This window comes from Leptospira kanakyensis, assembly GCF_004769235.1.
Classification (GTDB): Bacteria; Spirochaetota; Leptospiria; order Leptospirales; family Leptospiraceae; genus Leptospira_A; species Leptospira_A kanakyensis.
In genome coordinates this window covers 1459732-1480827 of the sequence record NZ_RQFG01000005.1, presented here as the reverse complement: position 1 = coordinate 1480827, position 21096 = coordinate 1459732, and the positions used below count along the sequence as shown (strand labels likewise).

Sequence of the window (21096 nt, the reverse complement as noted above, 5' to 3'; positions counted from 1 at the left end):
CGACAAAACGGATCTGTAATGAGGAGGATTGGAATTCTGTCCAATCTGTCTTACGTGGAGACGTGTCCCAATTCGAAGTGCTCATGAAAAGATACCAAGGTATGGTATTTTCACAGGCAAAAAAAGCCTTCCTCACGGATGAAGAAGCAGAAGATTTCACCCAAGAAGTTTTTTTAAAAACTTACGAATCACTCAGCCAATTTCGCGGTGAATCACAATTTTCCACTTGGTTGTTTCAGATCGCAAGGTTTCGCCTAACAAAAGTTTTTAAAAAGAAAAAACTACCCATTACTGATTGGAAAGAAGATATCAGTTCTGTTGCCGATCATTCAAAACCTAGTGTAGTAGATATTTTAGACAAAGAAGAAACAAGCCACAACTTGCGATCCCTCATTGCAAAATTACCAAAATCATACCAAATGCCGATTTTATTACATTACTTTGAAAATAAACCTCTCAAAGAAATTGCATCCGATTTAAATATAAAACTGGGTACGATCAAAAGCCATATTTCCAGAGGGAAGGATCTTATCAGAAAATGGTGGTCACATGAAATCGAAAGTTGATCCCAAAATCATTCGCAACACCGACGCATTTCATCATCCTGATCCGTTTTTAAAACATTCGGAAGCACCTCCTGTCATCCGTTTGCGTGTGTTAGGACAAATATTGCCACTGAAGTTTTTATTTTCCTCCGTAGGGCTTTCTATTTTGTTATTTCTTATCCCTATGGTGACAATGTTTCTTTCCGTTTTTTATCATGAGAACACAGGATTACTTTTACCGATTTTGATTAGTTCCAGTTTGTTTTTCTGTTTTTACTCACTTGTACTTGGCTTTTTACTCCTCAACACAAGAATTCCTTTTCTGAATGAATGGAAAGAGAAACTTGGATTTGAAGAGGTCTAGAGTATTCGTGAAAGGTCTATTGGTTCTCCCCATTCTTTGTTTTGCCATCTCCCTTTCCGCCGAGGCGTTGCCATCAGCGGAAGAATTTTTGAAAATGGATTTGGATAAATCTCTACCGTTAATCGAGTCCCTTTCCAAAGAGGATTCCAAAGTGCTCGTTTCGGAGCTCCGAACAGAAATCAAAAAGTCCTATCCGAAGGCAGACCATTTTTATTTTCTCATCTCTCACTTGGAAGAAATCCAAGCCATTGAAAAAGAACAAGCCCGCCTTCGTTCCCTACTTTGGGTCTACGTACTTGCATTCTTGTTATTTTTTGGATTCCTTGGATTTTTGTTACTCAGACAACGCCAAGCCATCCGAGACATCAACCAAATGCTCGAGAAATAGATAGATATCGTTTCATTGTAATCATTTTGTATTCTGTTTGTAATGAATCCCTGTTACTTTTGGAATAATTCATGAAAATACTAATTGTAGATGACGAAGAAGACATTGCAGGACTGATCCAATTCCATTTAGAGGAAGAAGGATTTCAGACTGAAGTATGTCACAATGGGATGGAAGTCCTCCCTCGTTTAGAAAAAAACCTCCCCGAAGGAATCATCTTAGATTTGATGTTACCGGGAATCGGTGGGATGGATCTTTGCAAACGCATCAAAGAAAAATACCCTCACATTCCTATTTTAATGGTAACCGCAAAAACTGGGGAAACAGATGTAGTACTTGGTCTAGAGCTTGGTGCCGATGACTACATTCGCAAACCATTTAATATTCGAGAACTTGTTGCTCGCGTAAGAACCGTTACGCGAAGAACTACAGATCCAAACCAAGAAGTTCAAGGAACCATATCCACCGGAAAAATCCAAATCAATCCAACTGCACACAAAGTGTTTGTCGAAGGAACTGAAATTGATCTGACATTAATCGAATTCAAACTTTTACAACTGTTTGCAGGAAATCCTGGAGTGGCTTTTTCTCGGGACAAACTCCTGGATCGGATTTGGGGAAAAGATGTTTTTGTAACGGATAGAACCGTAGATGTAAATATCAAACGCCTTCGCGACAAATTACTTTCCGAAAAAGAAAGATTAGAAACCATTCGCGGGGTCGGTTACCGATTCCGAGATGCGTAGTTTTTTTTCTACATTACTGTTACTCAACTGGGGTCTTTTACTTGTTTTGTTGACCCTAGCATTGGGTGTATTTTATATTTACGATCTAGTTGTGCCCGCAGTACGGCCGCTCATCCTATTTGGTTTTGTTTTAATTTCTATTTTCGGTACATTTTATATTTCTACAAACATTGCGATGCGAATCACAGATCCGCTAGCCACTGTTGAGAAAAAAACAAAAGAAATCAATGCGGGTGATTTTGGAGTTGAACTTTCATCACCTGACATTCGAGAACTTGCCACACTGACCTCTTCCATTAACGAAATGGCAAGACGACTCAAAGTTCAATTTTTGGATTTAACCGTAGAAAAAGAAAAGTTTAATTATTTATTACAAAACTTAAAGGAAGGTGTTTTTGCGATTGATCGAAATGAAAAATTTCTATTTTTAAATCGTAATATTTCGGATACATTGATCCAAAAAAATTCCCAGTTTAAAGATTATATTCCTTCGATAAAAAATAAAGAACTCCTCACTTTCATTAAAGATAAAATCCATCATGGAGTGGAAGGGAAAACAGAATTTCAAGATGGAATTCACTTTTATACAGCCCGAATTTATCCTATCAAATCCGATTCCATGATCCAGTTGTACATTGGTGTGTTGTCAGACATCACTGAAGACAGGCAAAACCAACTCATTCGCGAACAATTTTTCCAAAATGCATCTCATGAATTAAAGACTCCCATAACATCGATTAAAGGGTACGCAGAGACTTTGGAATACAAACTAAAACTTCCACAAGATTCGAATGAAAGGAAATTCTTAGATGCCATTCTGCGAAATACGGAAAGACTCATTCGGATTGTAGAAGATATGTTGACGGTCTCACGTCTTGAAAACCATAAAACTGTTTTAAACCTGACTGACTTTTCGCTTTTGGATCTCGTAAAGAATGTATCGGACTCTCTCGGTGTCATTTATTCTCAGAAAAAACAGAATTTGGTTTTGGACATCCCCTCGGACTTCAAAGTGCAGGCCGATCGTTTGTTACTAGAAGATCTACTTGTGAATTTAATTTCCAACGCCTCAGCCTATAGCCCAGAAGGTTCCAGTGTGATTGTCAGGGCTTTGTCGACAGAAAATAATAACCAAATCCAGGTGATCGACCATGGAATTGGAATTTCTGCGGAAGATGCAGAAAGGATCTTTGAACGTTTTTTCCGAGTGGATACCAATCGTTCCAGAAAAGAGGGGGGAACGGGACTTGGTCTTTCCATTGTCAAACACATCGCTCGCCTGCATTCTGGAGAAGTTTCCGTTTCCCCAAACCCCAAAGGTGGCTCCATTTTTGCCTTTGAATTTCCTAAAAAATAGATTCTCGTAAGGGAAGTACCCGGATAGAATATTGGTATCCGGTAGGTATTTATGAAGTTTCCATTGGGATTTTATTCCTTCGGCAAAAACATAGGGATCAAAGACACAAGTTTAGATTTCGCAGTCATTTATTCGGAAAATCGATGTAAGGCGGCCGCCGTATTCACTCGGAATAATTTTCCAGGTGCTCCCATTTATGTAGGCCGTGACCATATCAAAGACGGTTACCTCCAAGCCATTGTCATCAATTCTAAAAATTCCAATGTTGCCACGGGGGAACAAGGAATCAAAAATTCTTATGCGATTTGTACGGAACTTGGAAAATCTTTAGGAATCCCTGCTGAAGACATTCTTCCTTCCTCCACTGGAGTGATTGGTGTTCCCCTTCCCATCGAAAAAATCCTTAACGCTTGTTCTACGGCAAAAGCAGATTTAAAATTAGGAAATTTAGAAGAAGTGGCAGAAGCCATTATGACTACCGACACTCGTAAAAAAATCTCCTATCGGACGATGACAAACCAAGCGGGTGAAGGGGTGATGTTTGGAATTGCTAAGGGTGCAGGAATGATTGAACCCAATATGGCAACGATGTTGTCTTATATACTTTCTGATTATTTACCCGAATCAGGTGACCTACAAGGAATTTTAAAACGAGTTGTCGATGTCACCTACAATTGTGTCACCATTGATTCCGATACATCCACAAGTGATACCGTGGTTCTGATGTGTTCGGGTGTTCTTGGAACCATCCCTGATGATGTTTTTGAATCTCACTTAAGAGAAATCGCAACCGACCTTTCTAAATTAATTGCCCGCGATGGAGAAGGTGCATCCAAACTAATTGAACTCACTGTTTCCCATGGACGCGATGATTCACAAGTAACAAAAATCGGAAAATCCATTCTTAATTCTCCTCTTGTGAAAACTGCTATTTACGGTGGGGATCCTAATTGGGGAAGATTTGTAATGGCCATTGGTAAGGTATTTGATGAACCCATTCCTTATGATTCTTTGGAAATTCAATTGGGTGGAATTTCTGTTAAGGGAGCTGACAACGACACCAAAACAAAGTTAGCCGAATATCTAAAATCAAATGAAGAAATCAAAATCTCTGTCATTTTAAATACAGGATCCTTTCTAAAAACTTTTTGGAGTTGTGATTTTACCGAAGGGTATATTCAGGAAAACGCTTACTATACAACATGAATTCTAACAAATTCAAAAGTACTCTAAAATATTTTTTACCTTCAAGTTATCAGTTAAAACTGTCTGTAACCAATATATTCACACGTACTTTGTTTATTTTACTCGTTTATCTTTCCTATTTTCTGATTCTTTCTCAGATTCCGGAACAGATGTCTTATCGTTTGGAACTTGCTTTACTACTAACAAGTGCCTTCGCTCTAATTTTATACCTACCCATAATCGAAAGACTCACTCGTTATATTCGAACCAGATTTTTATCAGAGTATCTGACAGAAGATGCAGAATCCTATCGGCAAGCCATCAAACGATTTAACTTTGATGCACTGGTTAAAAACGTTTTTCCGGATATGGTAAAAATTACGGGAAGTCATTCGGGAACAATGGGAGTCCTCACTCAGAATGGAACCTTTGCTTTTCACTCTTACTTCCGAGGTCGCCAAAAAAAACTCAGTCCCACAAAAGACATTACGGTAAAAACAAGTTTCCAATCTTTTTTACTAAGTAAAAGAAACGGTGCCTCTGTTGCAGAGACCTATTCGTATGAAAACATAAATAACGACTTTATGGAACTACATGCAAACTATATTTATCCTTTTATTTTTCGTGAAAAATTATTTGGATTTATTGCTGTATCCAATATTCCAAATTCAGAAGCTACACATAGTTTGTCACTACTCGCAGGTCAATCAGCACTCACCATTCACAATCATATTCTCTCTTACCATATTTCGGAAAATAAAAAATACCAAAAGGAAGCTGAGTATGCCGTTCGTGTACAAAATCTTTTGGAAACAGGAACCATTCCTGAACTTCTTGGTTGGAAAATTACAGCATTCAAAAGAACAAGTAGAAACCTAATCGAGTTTTTTCAGGTGGAAGATGGAAGTTGGTTTTTTGTCATTTTAAATGCAGGAAAATCTTACCAACATATTGGAATCATTCTTTCCTATATTTTAGGAGTTGTTTATTCCCAATCCAGGCTTCGCATTCTAAAAGGTTTTTCTGATATCAAAGCACTAATTCAATCCACCTTCCAAAAGTTAGACTGGAAAGAAAACTACGAGATGATCATTGGAAAAATTGGTCATTCAGAACTCTATATAGTGCAAGAAGGAAAACAATTCCGAATCACAAGGAATTCCGAGGAAGTTGTTGCAAGTATGGGATGGAAAAACATGATCAATATGGATAAAGGCCCCATCATCATTCAACAACGTGGCGAACCTGTGCTCAAATTTAGTTACGAAGAGCCCGAAATCAAATGAGAGAACTAACAATCACCATACTCTCTTCTCTTTTGTTTTTTTTAATCCTACTTTTTGCTTTTATTGGATTTCAAAATAACAACAAAAGACTTCCTTTTTATCATTATCCTTCGGGACTCATTGCCAATATAGGAGAAGGAAACCGTTCCCATTGGGGAAACTCAGTGGTTCAAGAAGATCTGGAAAAATTTGAATCCATAACAGATTTTACGAATATTGATTCGTATCCCTTACATATCAAAGACAACAGCGGAAACATTTATGAGGAAAATTTCAAACTCAAAACGCTTCGCAAAACAGATGTTCTCGGAGTCTTTTTTTCAGATTTATTTTTGGCCTTTTTTAGTTTAGCAATCGCAGTATATTTTTATTATTCCACAAGAGATGCTTTGATATTTGGTTTTTTTCTCAACTTTGGACTTGTCATTCTTTCTAATGTTTTTGTCCTCACATTTAAAAATTCTATCTTTTTGTTTATCCTAACTCTCTATTTAGGAAGTTTTCTCCAATATCATTTGATCTATAGACTTCGGGGAAAAGAAATCAACTCCAAATGGTTATTACCACAAGTTCTCATTTCATTTATCATGGCAATGATTGCCTCACAAGAAAAATCCGATATGTTGTTAATCGACAGAATCGTCTTAGTTGCTCATGCCATTACCATCTTATTTGGTTCGATTAACATTTTTGCCAATATTTTTGAAATCGTAAAATCAAAACCACGAGAAGAAGCTTTACTCAAACGGATCATACTTGTTTTCTCCATTTTCCTTTATGTATCACTTCCGATTAGCACTCTCTTTTTCGACAGATACCCTTGGTTTTTTATCAACAGATCCTTTATCATCATAACATATTTTTTATTTATACTTTCTTTCTTTTATGGAACTTACCGTTATACATTTGTTCCTTCATTGGTGATTTTTACACCGAGTATTGTCACTCTCATTTTGGTTTTAATTATTTTAGGAACCTATATCGGCACTATTTTTGTTTTAGATTTTATTCTACCCATTCGTTATTTAAAAGATCGTTGGGTATTTAACCTGATTTATCTTTTTTTAGTCACTGCTTATCTCATCCCTCTCAAACTAAGGGTCAAAGAATTATTCGATTATTGGTTCTTCGAACAAAATCCAAAATTAAGTGAAGGAATTAATAAAATCACTGCCCTTCTATCATCTCCACTTTCGATGCGAAAAACGATTCTAACCATCAACCGAACGGTAAAAGACACGGTAAATGTTTCCAATATCATCATCTTAATTCCAGGAGATCAATTCGCGAGTACCGACCTAAAAAATATCGACTTTGTTCGTATCTCACCCCAATCAGAAATTTGGAATTATTTTACAAGTACTGATCGTGTGACGGTAACTTCCCATCTTGAATATGGAATTGGTTTACGCGAAACTTTATATAATTTTCTAAAAGGACTCAATGTCCAATTGGCATTCCCAGCTTATGATTCTTCTTCGAACAAAAAAAATATCCAAGCAATGATTCTCATTGGAGAGAAGTTAGATAAAAAATATTTCTCCATTGGAGAATTAAAATTTATCAATGAAGTGGTGAAAATTTCGGGGATGTTACTCGAAAACTATAGTTTGTTAGAAGATGAAATTCAAAAAAGAAAAATTGTAAGGGACATCCAAACAGCATCCATTGTCGACAACACACTACGGCTCATTTTACCCAGTGAAGTCAAAGGAATTGATTACGGATATATTTCTAAACCGGCCGTGGGAATTTCTGGAGATTATTTAGACATCATTCCTATTTCCCAAACCAAGATGATTGTTTTGTTAGGTGATGTTGCTGGACATGGACTGGGAACCGGATTTTTAGTCAGTGCCATCAAAGGAATTGTGAGAGAACAATTACGAAATGGAACTTCACTCGAAGGATTGTTTCGTGAAATCAATTCGTTTTTCCGTGCAAGATATAAAGGAAACGAGTTTATGACTCTCCTCGGTGGGATTTTTGATTCCAAAGAAAATATTTTTAAGTACGTCAATGCAGGTCATCTTTCGCTCATTGAGATGCGGGCCGATGGACAAATCAAACTACATTCGAAAACACAACGAGTACTTGGAATTCTAGAAACGGATTACCACGCCCAAGAATTAAAATTACTGCCTGGAACCAAACTTTTCCTTTATTCGGATGGAATCACTGAAGCCTTCAGTGAAAGAGATGAAATTTTTGGTGAAGAAACATTAATTGAATTTTTGCATTTCAACGCACAAAAAACCGTAAAGGAAATCCCTCCCCTACTCGAATCCAAAATGACAAATTTTCGTGGGAACCGAGAACAATCGGATGATATCACATTTATTGGTCTTTCTTTTACACCGAACTAGCCGATATTAAAATCGATGATGGCAGAAAAACCGGTTAAGTTTGTCATTTTTCTCTCTTTGATTTTGAGTTTAGTGGCGTTTTGGGATCACCAATTCACTTCCTACCTCAAAGAGTTTGTTGTACTCATCCATGAAATCTGTCATGCCACTGCTGCTCTATTCAGCGGGGGTGTTGTCAAAGGGATTGCTCTCCATGGAAATGAAGGAGGGGAAACCATCGCGATCCCTGCTTCTTTTCGCGGTTCCTTTATTTTGGTAGTTTCCGCAGGATACATTGGTTCTTCCCTTGTCGGAGCTTTTTTGTTACGCCTCGGATTCCAAGGCCGCCATGCTCGCCAAACAATGATTTTGTTAGGATTGTTTCTGATCTCTGTCAGTGTCCTTTATTCTAAACTAGGTGACCTTGCTTATCTTACCGGAATTTTTTGGGGAGTGGGCATTCTTGTCACTGGGATGTTAGGTGAAACCATTTCCATCCTTTCCTTAGTGTTTTTAGGTACTAGTATCTCTCTCTATTCCCTATATGATCTCTCTGATTTTGCAGAAAGATTAACCGAAACGGACGCGGGAATCCTTGCCTTTTGGATGTCTGGTCTCGGCCCCGAAGACTTACAAAACCAGGAAGTTCCCACTGTGGTTGTGGTTCTAGGTTACATGATCGCGACCCTTTGGTCTCTCCTTAGCATTGGAATTATTTTTATGTCTCTACGAAGTTCCCTCAGCCACGAAGAATCTCATGATTTCCCGGAAGTGGAAGAGTCGTTCGAAAGGTTTCCCGGTGAGCTTTCTCCTGAAGCAAAACTTTGGTTGGAAAAACGTGGTGTGGATCCCGAAAGTGGGATCGTTTTGCCCCCGAATTTGTTCCAGGACTTCCCTCCCAAAGACAACAACCCCTAGTCCTTCTCACAAATTTTCATTTGCCGAGGACACCGACTTCATAAATATAGAATCTCAATGGCAAAAAGAATCCTTATCACAGGTGGAGCCGGATTCATCGGTTCTCATCTGGCAGAAACTCTTTTGAACGCTGGGAACCAAATCATCGTATTGGACAATTTCCACACCGGACGAAAAGAAAACCTAACTCACCTCCTCTCCAATCCGAACTTTGAACTGATCCGCCATGACATCACGGATCCTATCAAATTGGAAGTGGACGAAATTTACAATATGGCATGTCCGGCCTCTCCCGTTCATTACCAAAGTAATCCTATCAAAACCATCAAAACCAATGTTTTGGGTATGACAAACATGCTCGGACTTGCCAAACGAGTGAAAGCTCGAATCCTCCAAGCAAGCACATCTGAAGTTTATGGGAACCCACTCGAACACCCACAGACAGAATCCTATTGGGGAAATGTAAACACCATCGGAATCAGAAGTTGTTATGATGAAGGAAAACGTTTAGCAGAAACTTTATGTTTCGATTACCACCGCCAACATGGTGTAGACATTCGAGTGATCCGTATTTTTAATACTTATGGCCCAAGAATGATCCCGGATGACGGTCGAGTGGTAAGTAACTTCATTGTACAAGCGTTACGCGGAGAAAATATTACCATTTATGGTGATGGAAGCCAAACTCGCTCCTTCTGTTACGTGGATGATTTAGTTCGTGGGATCATTACCATGATGAACACGGATAATTTCATTGGACCAGTCAACCTAGGCAATGACGGAGAATTCACGGTTAAAGAACTTGCGGAACTTGTAATCAAAGAAACAGGAAGTAAATCTAAAATCATTTACCTTCCACTTCCACAAGATGATCCAACCAGAAGAAAACCAAATCTAGGTTTGGCGAAAGAAAAATTGAATTATTCAACGACCGTTCCGCTCGTGGAAGGCGTAAAAAAAACCATCGAATATTTTAGCAAAAGAGTATAAAATGAAAATAGGCGTAATCAAAGAACCATCTTATGAAAACCGAGTGGCAATCACTCCGGATGTAGTTGACCCACTCAAAAAGTTAGGTTTTACTGTTTCCGTTGAAACAACTGCTGGGGACAATGCGTTTTTCTCCGACCAAGATTATAAAGATGTTGGTGCAACTGTAGAATCAAGAGATGCGATTCTTTCTGGATCAGACATCGTTGTATCCATCCATACATTGGATGAAGCCAGTGCTAAAAAAATTGGCAAAGACAAACTCTATATTGCTACACTTTCTCCTCTTGCTTTCCCTAAAAAAGTAAAAGAAATCGCAAACGCGTCTTTTAAAATTTTCTCTATGGACACAATCCCACGAATCACTCGGGCACAGTCCATGGACGTTCTCAGTAGCCAAGCAACAGTTTCTGGATACAAAGCAGTGTTACTTGCTGCTTCCAACTATAGCCGTTTTTTCCCAATGTTAACAACTGCCGCAGGAACCATCACTCCTGCTAGAGTTTTGATCCTCGGAGCAGGTGTTGCAGGACTCCAAGCCATTGCGACTTCTCGCCGACTTGGGGCAGTGGTGGATGTATTTGATACAAGACCAGAAGTGAAAGAACAGTGTATGTCACTTGGTGCAAAATTTGTGGAAGTAGAAGGAGCAGCTGATGCTTCGAATACTGGTGGTTATGCGGTGGAACAATCAGAAGATTACCAACGTCGCCAAAAAGAAGCCATTGCAAAGTATGCTGAAAAAGCAGATATCATTATCACAACAGCTCTCATTCCTGGAAAAAAAGCTCCTGTACTCATCACCAAAGATATGGTGGATAAAATGAGACAAGGTTCTGTGATTGTTGATTTGGCTGCGGTTAACGGTGGTAACTGTGAAGTGACCGAAAACGATAAAACAATTGTTTACAAAGGTATTACTGTGATTGGAAATTCCAACCTTCAAAGTACACAACCAATGGATGCAAGTAAAATGTATGCAAAGAACATTGTGAACTTCCTAAAGTTGTTTGTGAATAAAGAAAAACAATTCAACATCAACTTGGAAGATGAGATCATCAATGCATGTATGATTGCTGAAAACGGGGTGATTCGTCACAAACCTACACTCGCACTTCTCGGAGAATAACTCCGAGATTTAAGATTGGCATTGGAAAGATTAGGTTTTTACTTTTAAGTTTCTAATCTTTCCATTACTGGTTGTTTTCGATGGCCTGCGGTTGGGTTCTCCAACGACGGTGTACCCAAAAGTACTGCTCCGGAAATAACTTCACTTCTTCTTCCAAAGTTTTCGTCCAAAGTTCTGTATAATGCCGAATCACATCATCTTTGGAAGGATATAGTTTTTTATCAACAAAACCCAAATCCTTAACACGAACAATCACCTTCCCATCCGGGCCAGCTAACACAGAATAATATAACATCTTAGCACCAGTTAAGTATGCCATAAGGGCCGGACCAACAAATGTTGATGCTTGTCTGTTCATAAACGGAACAAAAATCCCAGCTTTTCCAGCATTTTGATCTGCACCAAATCCAATCCAATACCCTTGTTTGAGAAGTTTGATGACTTGTGTAGACTCTTGGACAGGAACAAGCACTACCCCATTTTTAGAACGCATCCGACGGAGTAACTGGTCAACAAAGGGGTTTCTTACCTTTTTGTAAATTCCTCCGCCCTTCATACGGATTCCTAAAAACTGAACTAAAATTTCCCAAGTGCCAAAGTGACCTGAAATTAGAATCACTCCTACTCCTTGTTTTTTAGTTTCTTCTTCAATTTGTAAACTTTCAGAATCGATAATTAGGTTTTTATCCAACCACTTTCTAGTCATTCGAGGTGCCCAAAGTGTATGCGCAAGAAGGATACCCAAATGACGATAATGAGCCTTTACTAAATTATGAATTTGAACTTCTGTATAAGCCGGAAAGGCAAAACGAATATTATCGGCAGCAACCTTTCTATGTTTTTTATCCAGAGGATAAATGAGTTTGGCTAAAAATATTCCATACGCCAAACACCATTTATACGGAAGAACCTTAAATGGAAAATAAAACAAATAAACAATTAAAAATGAAATAAAATATCCAATCTGTTTCATAACGTTAAAACAAAAGGCCAAAGATAATAATGAATTAAAACTGCAATGAGTCCAATTCCAAAACCAATGATCCATCCTCCCACAATATCACTCACAAAATGATGTAAGGTAACAAGTCTACCCACACCAGCAAACAAACTGAAGAAAAAGAAATACGGAGTCTCATGAAAGGCAAAAACTAAAATCGTAGATACAACAATGGAATTTGCGCTATGAGCCGAAGGAAAAGAATGTTTCATATCTGGATTGGAATCCACTTTTCCCATAACACTGACTAGGGGACGTTTCCTAGCGAAGTATTTTTTCAAAACCAACACTAAACGATCTGTTAGATAAGTAAAAACCAAAACAAAGGGCAAACTAATGTAAACCGGCTTGTAAAGATTGCTTAAAAACATAAGTGGCAACAAAACAAGGGCAAACATTTCTCCACGATTGACCCGAGACAAAACCCAACTGAGTTTTGGGTGGTGGAGATTTTTTTGGATCCAAGTCGAAAACTTTAAATCAATGGCAGAAATAAAATTCATTTAGAAAGCTCTTCTTTTATCTTTTGAAGTGCTTCCGAAAAAGAAGAAGTCCATTGGTTGCGAGTTGCCATATCTTTTAATGTCACAGTGCCTGCTTTGATTTCATCTTCACCACGAAGTAAAATCCAGCGGTACCCTTTTTTCTCTGCATAAGAAAGTTGTTTCCCCATTTTTTGAGAAAGTAAAGAAACCTCTACGGCAATCTTTTCTTTTCGTAGTTCCTTTGCAAAGTTATGATTTTCTGCAAAGGAAGACTCATCTAAAAGAGGAATGTAAACGGTGGAATCATTCACAAAATTTGGTAATAAATTGTGTGCAGTTAAAAAATTTTGAAGAGTTACATCCCCAAGACCAAACCCAATTCCAGAAAGTTCTTCATTGGAAAACAAACCAATTAAATTATCATACCTTCCACCACCATATAACGAACGTTTATTTTGTGGAGAAGTGTCAAAAATTTCAAAAATAAAACCCGTATAATAATCAAAACCTCTTACAACTGAAGGGTCAAAATAAACAATATCCTCTAATCCAATGGTTTTTAAATCCTCAAACAATGTTTGGATTGTGTTTCTAGTTTCATCTTTGATTCCAGGAATTTGACCGAGAGTATCTGTGGTGGCAGCAAGAAACAAGTTTATCTTTGATACTGCTGTTGGATCATTAGGAATGGTTTTTGAAACAAGAGCAATATACTCATCTTCCGTAATTTTATTTTTTTTATCTAAAATTTTAGAAACTTCATGCGCTTGGTTTGGACTTACCTTTAGACCATCTAACAAAAATTCGTCGAGAAGTGATCTGTGAGAAATTGTAACTTTAAAACTATTCCTTTTGGCTCCAAATGCAAAAAGAATATCACAAGCCAAAGATAAAATTTCTAATTCGGCCTTCTGGCTTGTCACACCAAACATGTCCACATTCAATTGCCAATGTTCACGAAGGCGACCATGGCCCGGTTGTTCGTATCGCCAAAGGTTAGGAATGGAAAACCAACGAATGGGACGAGGAAGGTCGCGCAATTTTTTTGCTACCATCCTAGCGACAGTTGGTGTCATCTCAGGTCGGATCGCAACCTCACGATCTCCCTTATCGATAAAATTATAAATTTGTTTCCCTACAATTTCTTCGCCCGTTTTAGCTCGGTATAAATCCAAAGATTCCACCATAGGGCCATCATACTCTTCATATCCATAGGATCTGGCGACATCTTTCATCACCGAAAATAAGTAGTTTCGAAGGCGCATATCCTCAGGGTAAAAATCCCGAGTGCCTTTATAGTTTTCTGTCGTTAGTTTTTGTTCTTTCAATCTTGGCCCCTATTGAACCCGCGTAAGATCAGCCAAAAAAGTCGATGAGACTGTGGTAAATCTCTTTGGCTTTTTTATCTCCGCTGACACCCGTGATCCTTCCACCCAATCGATAAAAATCATTCACCTCTTCCAAATGTCGTAATTCTATCGCCATCCGAATCGGTGCCTGCAATTTGAAATTGATATCCAGGGTAAATGTTGGTTTCACTTTCAGTGCTTTGATAATTTCCATATCGTTAACTTCCAAGGCAACTCCACCCCTGGAAACGTTGAGTACGTTTTGTTTGACATCAAGAATATGGGTGTTTGAGTCCATAATTCTTTCTTGAAACGTACGTTCAACCTCTTTAAACAGTTCCAAAACTTCACCAGGAATCCCTGGCCTTTCTGTTTCTAACGAAAGATATGCAAAAAAATGCATGTCTTTCATTTGAATGAATAAAGGAAAATAAATATAAGAACCTATTTTTTTCTTTTTGTATTCTTGGATTTTATCATCCAACAAAAACTCGTCTTCGAATGTTTTTTTAGGATCAAACACATCTTCAGAAGGAAAAGATTCAAATGTTTCTGTATCTAAAATAAAAATTGGTTTTTTATGTTCCTTCATTAGATCAATTTCATCACTATGAGTTGATCCAGAAAGAAATACCACTTTTGACTGCGGATAATTTTTTAGAACATTCCGTTGGATATCAGAAAGAATTACCTGGGAACTAACTCCTGTTAGTTTTGAAAAATCGATATTTGTTTTTGCAACTAAAAAATTAGAAGCAACAGCATTCCCTCGAACCTTTTCATTTCTGGGATCTTGTCTAGTTGCATAAGTTTGTCTTCTATCAATGACTTTGCCGAGAAGGAGGTTGTCCTTTTGATTGATTAATTCATAATCCACTTCGACGTGAAACTGAGGTGTGGCCTGGATCGTAAAAATTGTTTCGATTAATTCAGGGATAGTTTCTAATTCCCAAATATGTGCCCCATCCGGTCGTTCTCCTTTGAATTTCACGCGAATCAAAGTATCATAACCTTTTAGAAACAATCCATTTCCACCCATCATTTGTTTGAAAAACTCAGGTAAAACACGTACTGCTTCCAACGGAAGGTACTCTCGTTCTTGGTCGAAATGAATTTTTACACGATTGATCATAACTAATCTATTTTTTTGAAATTCACACGTCTATTTCGTGATCTTCCTTCTTCCGTTTCATTCTCTGCTATCGGTTGCGAATAATGGTACGCCTGCACTTTCATTCGCTCCTTAGGAACAGCTTTCAGTCGTAAGTATTGATACACAGAAAGTGCCCTATCTTCACTCAAACTGATATTGTATTCCTTATTCCCTACATTATCAGTATGTCCACCAATTTCAACTTTTTCATTTTTATGTTGGATGAGGAAGTCAGCAAAAAGATCCAATTTTTTCTTATCTTCATCACTCAACGTTCGTTCATTGAACGGGAAATAAATAATTGTATTGTACAAACTGTCAAAGTCATTTAAATTTCGGAGGTAAAGGACGGTTTCTTTCCCTTCCATAGAAGAAATTTTGTCTTTGGAAAAAAGGAAGGTTTCTTCCTTAAACCCTTTGGCTCTTACTAAAATTTCAAAATCCATGGTCGGAGATTTTTCTAAATCAAAACGGCTATCTTTAGATTCTAAGGATTTTCCTTTTCGGGTTAGATCATCAAAATAATAACAAATGGCATTCGGAATCACCAAATCTGTTTTTTTGTCTTTAACGATGAATCGGATTCCTTGGATGGTTTTGTCAGGTCGTTCGTCTTTCGTCGGACGGATGGGTTGTAGAATGATTTGAGAATATTGTTCCTTATCCTTTCCTACGTTCCCTCTCAAATCCAAAAGCAGTTCGGTCGGATGGAATCCGGGCGAAGACACTTCCACTCGGTATAATTTCCCAGTTTTAATTGTGGTTCTAAAATTCTCTGCATCAGAGGTGCTAAGATCCCCACCAATCCGTTTCGAAGTAATCACTTGGATGGGTCTTGTATCATCATAAATTTTCAGTGTGGCATCCAGACCAATCATAATGGCTTCAGATCCATCCAGAACTAAACCACGGAAAACAAATTCATAAGTACGACGTAAGTCCTCAGGAACCATGGTGCGGTAAATGTCAAATTGGCCTTCTCCGCCTGGACGGTTAGAAGAAAAATAAAACCACAGATCATCAAAGGTGGCCGAAATCCCTTCATTATCACTTTCTTCCCAAAGACTATAAGTAGAATAATCGGCTGGAGTATCAAAAGGAAATCCAGTAGATTCGCCTGACAGTTGTTGTTTGGTATTAAACGGAGAACCTAAAAGGATAGGTGTTTCAAAATAATTTTGTGAACTATTGTACTCGCTATAATAAAAACTAAATTTACGATTTTTATCTTCACGATTGGAACTAAAATACAGTCGTAATCCATCCCAGTGGTAACTAGGACTAATTTCATCATCCTTTGTATTCACGGTTGTTCCTACAGAAATTGGTTTTTGCCAAACCCCATCCCTACATCTAATTTTAGGTTTATCGGGATTTGTTTCTTTAGTAACTGTCGACGGTTCTCTTTTGGAAATCCAAAGGTCAAATCCGCCAATCCCACCCGGGCGGTTGGAGGAAAATACCATAGAACAACCATCAGGTGAAACGGCAGGCATTTTATCTTCAAAATGTGAGTTCACTTCATTCAAGTGAATGGGTACAGACCAAAGCCCCGTTCTAGGATTTATTTTTGTATAATATAAGTTGAGGCCATCATAACCTTCACGGTTTTTTTTAGGATCGGCTTGTGATTTATCACGAACAGACGTGAAGTACAATTCGTACGGTTTTTCTTCTTCATCAAAAAGGATAGAAAACATACCTTCAAAATTCGTAGTATTTAGTTCGCGAAAATTTTTGGGAGGTGACCAAACAGGCAATTTCATTCGGTCAGGAAAACTTAAATTCTCTGAAATCCAAATGTCCATCCCTCCCTCACCACCCGGGCGGTTGGATTGGAAAACCAAATACCTACCCGTGGGAGAAATGATGGGGTTGTATTCCACATTTTGAGTGTTAAGAGGCTGATAAAACCTTACGTCCTTCACTTTAGGTAAAGGTTGGGCCAGAAGTGGGAAAACCAAAATGATTAAGGAAATAAGGTATTTTTTCATCTGCCGTCTCTCCTATGTATCGGCAGTTCGGAATTTTCTGCCAAGGGAAAAATAAGGCTTTTAGGGGGAGGTTTACCGATAATCCTTCTCATTCATGGCCGAAATCTTCGGAATCTTAAACATTACCACAGACTCATTTAGTGACGGGGGAAAGTTCCTGAACCCGGATGATGCAATCAACCAAGGAAACAAACTTTTACAGGAAGGAGCGGATTGGTTGGATGTCTCCGGTCAGTCATCTAACATCAATGCAAGTTTAGTTTCTGAGGAAGAGGAATGGAGACGGGTAGAACCTATAATCCGACATTTTGTTCCTAAGGGTGTCCGAATCAGTTTGGATAGTTTCCGACCTGAGATCCAGAAAAGAGGAATTGAAGCCGGGGTGCGTTGTATCAACGACATCACTGGATTTACCTATGAAGGTGACCGTGATTTTTTAAGTTCCTACATCAAAAAGCACCCGGAGCTAAAACTCATCATCATGCATTCGCATAACAGAAATATTGCGAAAAGTAAATCCAATTTAACCCCAGAAAAAGTAATCAGAAAGGTTCAAACTTTCTTTCGGGATCGCCGCTCTGATTTAGTTGCCATGGACATTCCCGAATCCGCTCTCTACTTCGATCCAGGTATGGGTTTTTTCTTAAGTGAAGATCCAATGGTTTCTTTTCGAGTCCTGCAAGAATTGGAAATTTTAAAACTAGAATTTCCTAGGCTCATGGTAGGAGTTTCTAGAAAATCTTTTCTTGGAAATGTACTCGGCGAATTACCCATTCCAGATAGAGAATTTGCCACCTTGGCCTGCGAACTTCATCTTTTAAGATATAAAATTCCATTCATTCGAACGCATAACGTTCTGAAGCTCAGGCAAGCAGAAAAGATTTGGAATTTATGCCAGGAAAAGGAATAAACTTCAATTTTTAGAATAGGATTTGAGAGTTTAAGATTAACTTCTGCCCGAACGAGAAGCCTTTCTTACATCCTTTCCTTCTTTAGATAAAGTAGGAAAAAAAACGGACTCAGGGACAGCGTATCCTCTTTCGACCGCCTTACGGTAGTAAGGTAAAAGATTATCCCATCTAGGAGAATCTTTTAAAACAAGTAAAGTATCACGCCAAACTTCTAAAAAACTAATTTGGGTTTTTTCGTTTGGTGTCGCCGATTCCGCCCATTTGAGTGCGGTTTCGTAACGTCCTAATTCATAATTAGCTTTTACAAAATAAAAATGAAATTCCTGATTCTTTTTGGCTGCAACTTCGAGTGATTTTGCATAATCAAGCAAACTATACCAATTGCTTTTTTGGACTTGGATGTCTGCCATTCCGTACAATGCATTTTCATGGAAGGGAACTACTTCTAAAATCTGATTGAAATAACCTTCCGCATAAACAAAGTTACCTGTTTGTAAATAATAATTGGCAAGTTCTTCATAAGAATACAATTCCCAACCTTTTAGTCGGGAAAGTGCATCTAACAACACAACCCTTTCCTCATTTCGCAAGCGAACTTCCAACTCTTTTAAAATTGTTGTGTAAGTGACAGAGGAACGAGAAGGAGCTTCTTTTGTAATTTTTTGTTTGAGATGTTCGTATTCATCTAACAAATAATAGAATCGAAGGCGGTTTAAGTGAACAACCACTTCGTTAGGATTGGTTTGGATGCACTGATCCCAAACTGTTTCCGCTTGGTCCAACTGAATGGTTTTGGACAACCGAATCCCTTCCGCATTGCAGTCAGTGGCCTTGGAACCAGTCAGTTCCAAAAACAAGGTATCTGTTTCCAATTCATCTTGTTTAGCGATGGGATACCTACATCCAAATAAAAACAAAAAGTAACAAAGAAATAGAAGATAAGGGATACGAAATTTCAATCTAAGATGGCCTGTCTGGATCTGTGGTTTCCTTCATCTTTTGCGCAAATACCAAATATTGCATCGCTTTTTCTGGATTGCCATTGAAAAGATATAACAAACTTAAATCCAAAGCCTCTTGTGCATCGGGAGGAGAAAACTCTTCTGGGTTTTCTTTTGAAAGCTCTAATTTGGTTTGGAATTCTTTTAATTTCTTTTTTGCTTTGGTTTGGATCCGAGCCAAACTTTCGTGAGCCACTCCATCTTCTTCTTTCCAAGCTGCTTGCAAACTATCATTAAAATTCGTAAATCCTACATCTTCTTTTACCATGGTCGCAAGTAAGGTGGCAGATGCTTTATAATGCCCCTGTTTGGAGAGGATTTCGGATTGGATGATTTTTAATTGAGCATTTCCAGGATAAAGAATCAAATAACGTTCAATCATTTTTAAACTTTCTGGAAAACGATTCCTTTCATAATAAAACATCGCAAGCCCTCCTAAAGCTGATTTGTGGTCTGGTTCAATTTTAATGACATTGGTAAGATAAACTTCGGTTTTTTCATCATTGCCTAACTTCTGATAGGCTTGTGCGAGCAGTAGATGTGCTGAAATAAACTTCTTTTCAAAAGTAAGTGTTTGTTTTAAAAAACTAATCGCTTTTTCTGTTTCCTCATGTTTGTAGAGGGAAACTGCCAGATTATAACAATTTTTAACATTGGTATGAAGTTTATAAGCCTTAGAAAACAAGGGAATGGCTTCTGCGTGTTTTCCTTGTTTGGCGTAAATAACCCCTAGGTTTTGTAAGGCCAAATGGTAATTTGGATCTTTTTCGAGTAAAATTTTGTATTGGATTTCGGCACGATCCCACTCACCGTTTCGCTCCAAACGGACAGCCTCATTGAATAGAGATTGGATTTCTTGTGCCATACAGACCCATTATCGTTTCAGAAATGAATCTCCCCAAAGAAAATTTATCACGAGATTGGAAAAACCTTCCGAAAGGTACACACAAGAGTCCAGAGGAAAGGGGAAAGTTATGCAAAGACTCATGTTTATATCCATGATATTGTGGCTGGTATCCTGCAGTTCGGCAGATGCTACCCGCAGAGATTACAGTGCTTCCGGTGATCCGGAAGATATATTTTTTGAACGTTCTCAGAAGTCAAAACAGGCGAGTAACACTAAGTCGGAAGACCCAGTGGCTCGTTCCATCATTGATGATTTAGATTCTAATTCCAAAAATGCAGCTCCTGTTGCTACTGCCGCCATCCCAACAAAAAAACCGGCAGACCAGTTTGATGAAGTTGGTTTGTCCTCTTGGTATGGACAAAAATTCCAAGGTCGTCCCACTGCCAGTGGTGAACCTTTTGATCGAATGAAAATGACTGGTGCTCATAGAACACTGCCAATTGGAAGTGTGGTCAAAATTCAAAACTTAGAAAACAACAAAGAAGCCGTTGTCCGCATCAATGACCGTGGGCCATTTGTAGACGAACGTATTGTTGATGTATCCGAAAAAACTGCAGAACTATTAGAGTTTAAAGATAAAGGGATTACTAAAGTTGGAATCAAAGTTCTCAAAAAAGGTGAAGACGATCTCGCTGATGACTTAGATGATGCAGACCTTTTAGATGATGCTCCAGCAAAACCAGAAAAACTCACACCGGTAAAACCTGGTGCCGTGAAACCTATCGCAGCTGGGAAGGGATTCACCGTTCAAGTGGGAGTGTTTCAGGAAAAAGAAAGAGCAATCAAATACCAAGAAAACATGAAATCTGAATACAACCAAGCTGTGTTCGTAACTCCAAGAGATGGAAAGTTTGTAGTTCAAGTTGGGGATTTTGCAGACCGCACAAAAGCTGAATCTCTCAAATCAAAATTGAAATACGATGGGATTGATTGTTTCATCGCAAATCGTTAAAATTTCCCCTTTTTCCGGGCAATTGGTGGTTCCGCCGAATTGCTCGGGAAGGTAGGAAAATGAATTGATTTCGTCGTTCCTCCTGTTACGA

Annotated in this window: 20 protein-coding genes; 13 read left to right on the top strand and 7 right to left on the bottom strand. The window is 38.3% G+C overall.

Features of this window, described 5'->3' with window-relative positions:
* Positions 1–83: 83 nt before the first annotated feature.
* From EHQ16_RS07695 to EHQ16_RS07645, 11 genes are all read left to right on the top strand, one after another.
* On the top strand, positions 84–566 hold the full coding sequence (locus EHQ16_RS07695; RefSeq protein ID WP_135634149.1) for an RNA polymerase sigma factor: 483 nt from the start codon (positions 84–86) through the stop codon (positions 564–566).
* Positions 550–909: a hypothetical protein gene (locus EHQ16_RS07690; RefSeq protein WP_135634151.1), complete on the top strand. Its 360-nt coding sequence runs from the start codon at positions 550–552 to the stop codon at positions 907–909. The genes EHQ16_RS07695 and EHQ16_RS07690 overlap by 17 nt, the downstream gene beginning before the upstream one ends.
* A 7-nt stretch (positions 910–916) precedes the next feature.
* On the top strand, positions 917–1297 hold the full coding sequence (locus EHQ16_RS07685; protein WP_135634153.1) for a hypothetical protein: 381 nt from the start codon (positions 917–919) through the stop codon (positions 1295–1297).
* Positions 1298–1368: 71 nt separating this feature from the next.
* Complete coding sequence (locus EHQ16_RS07680; protein ID WP_135634155.1) at positions 1369–2043, top strand: response regulator; 675 nt, start codon at positions 1369–1371, stop codon at positions 2041–2043.
* The gene (locus tag EHQ16_RS07675) at positions 2036–3400 is read left to right on the top strand and encodes a HAMP domain-containing sensor histidine kinase (RefSeq protein ID WP_135634157.1); all 1365 of its coding nucleotides are present in this window, start codon (positions 2036–2038) and stop codon (positions 3398–3400) included. The genes EHQ16_RS07680 and EHQ16_RS07675 overlap by 8 nt, the downstream gene beginning before the upstream one ends.
* Before the next feature lie 51 nt (positions 3401–3451).
* Positions 3452–4606 (top strand): bifunctional glutamate N-acetyltransferase/amino-acid acetyltransferase ArgJ, encoded by a 1155-nt coding sequence (gene argJ / locus EHQ16_RS07670; RefSeq protein WP_135634159.1) that lies wholly within the window; start codon positions 3452–3454, stop codon positions 4604–4606.
* Complete coding sequence (locus EHQ16_RS07665; protein ID WP_135634161.1) at positions 4603–5871, top strand: hypothetical protein; 1269 nt, start codon at positions 4603–4605, stop codon at positions 5869–5871. Before argJ ends, EHQ16_RS07665 begins: the two co-directional genes overlap by 4 nt.
* Complete coding sequence (locus EHQ16_RS07660) at positions 5868–8237, top strand: PP2C family protein-serine/threonine phosphatase (RefSeq protein WP_135634163.1); 2370 nt, start codon at positions 5868–5870, stop codon at positions 8235–8237. The genes EHQ16_RS07665 and EHQ16_RS07660 overlap by 4 nt, the downstream gene beginning before the upstream one ends.
* 18 nt (positions 8238–8255) lie before the next feature.
* Positions 8256–9134, top strand: coding sequence for a M50 family metallopeptidase (locus EHQ16_RS07655; protein ID WP_246835113.1), 879 nt, complete (start codon positions 8256–8258; stop codon positions 9132–9134).
* Positions 9135–9191: 57 nt separating this feature from the next.
* On the top strand, positions 9192–10124 hold the full coding sequence (locus EHQ16_RS07650; RefSeq protein WP_135634167.1) for a UDP-glucuronic acid decarboxylase family protein: 933 nt from the start codon (positions 9192–9194) through the stop codon (positions 10122–10124).
* A 1-nt stretch (position 10125) separates the two neighbouring features.
* Complete coding sequence (locus EHQ16_RS07645; RefSeq protein WP_135634169.1) at positions 10126–11253, top strand: Re/Si-specific NAD(P)(+) transhydrogenase subunit alpha; 1128 nt, start codon at positions 10126–10128, stop codon at positions 11251–11253.
* A 64-nt stretch (positions 11254–11317) separates the two neighbouring features.
* Here the strand turns inward: EHQ16_RS07645 and EHQ16_RS07640 are convergent, their stop codons facing one another.
* The 5 genes from EHQ16_RS07640 to EHQ16_RS07620 are packed head-to-tail and all read right to left on the bottom strand — an operon-like array spanning position 11318 to position 17234.
* Positions 11318–12226, bottom strand: coding sequence for a lysophospholipid acyltransferase family protein (locus EHQ16_RS07640; RefSeq protein WP_135634171.1), 909 nt, complete (start codon positions 12224–12226; stop codon positions 11318–11320).
* A complete protein-coding gene (locus EHQ16_RS07635) occupies positions 12223–12756 on the bottom strand; it encodes a phosphatase PAP2 family protein (RefSeq protein WP_135634173.1) in 534 nt (177 codons plus the stop codon). The genes EHQ16_RS07640 and EHQ16_RS07635 overlap by 4 nt, the downstream gene beginning before the upstream one ends.
* Positions 12753–14066 (bottom strand): histidine--tRNA ligase, encoded by a 1314-nt coding sequence (gene hisS, locus EHQ16_RS07630; RefSeq protein ID WP_135634175.1) that lies wholly within the window; start codon positions 14064–14066, stop codon positions 12753–12755. The genes EHQ16_RS07635 and hisS overlap by 4 nt, the downstream gene beginning before the upstream one ends.
* A 28-nt stretch (positions 14067–14094) precedes the next feature.
* Positions 14095–15219 carry a DUF1577 domain-containing protein gene (locus tag EHQ16_RS07625; RefSeq protein ID WP_135634177.1) on the bottom strand — a complete coding sequence of 375 codons (1125 nt, stop codon included), beginning with the start codon at positions 15217–15219 and terminating at the stop codon, positions 14095–14097.
* 2 nt (positions 15220–15221) lie between these two features.
* Positions 15222–17234: an OmpA family protein gene (locus tag EHQ16_RS07620; protein ID WP_135634179.1), complete on the bottom strand. Its 2013-nt coding sequence runs from the start codon at positions 17232–17234 to the stop codon at positions 15222–15224.
* Between the two features lie 94 nt (positions 17235–17328).
* On the opposite strand from EHQ16_RS07620, the gene folP reads away from it, so the two are divergent.
* The gene (gene folP / locus EHQ16_RS07615) at positions 17329–18144 is read left to right on the top strand and encodes a dihydropteroate synthase (protein WP_135634181.1); all 816 of its coding nucleotides are present in this window, start codon (positions 17329–17331) and stop codon (positions 18142–18144) included.
* A 36-nt stretch (positions 18145–18180) separates the two neighbouring features.
* On the opposite strand, the gene EHQ16_RS07610 is transcribed toward folP, so the two are convergent.
* Together EHQ16_RS07610 and EHQ16_RS07605 are read right to left on the bottom strand one after the other, a co-directional pair.
* Positions 18181–19104, bottom strand: a complete 924-nt coding sequence (locus EHQ16_RS07610; protein WP_135634183.1) for a tetratricopeptide repeat protein — start codon at positions 19102–19104, stop codon at positions 18181–18183.
* A 1-nt stretch (position 19105) separates the two neighbouring features.
* Positions 19106–20011, bottom strand: coding sequence for a tetratricopeptide repeat protein (locus EHQ16_RS07605; protein ID WP_135634185.1), 906 nt, complete (start codon positions 20009–20011; stop codon positions 19106–19108).
* 109 nt (positions 20012–20120) lie between these two features.
* Between EHQ16_RS07605 and mpl36 the strand changes: the two genes are divergently transcribed.
* Complete coding sequence (mpl36, locus tag EHQ16_RS07600) at positions 20121–21005, top strand: RlpA family plasminogen-binding lipoprotein MPL36 (protein ID WP_135634187.1); 885 nt, start codon at positions 20121–20123, stop codon at positions 21003–21005.
* Positions 21006–21096 lie beyond the last annotated feature (91 nt).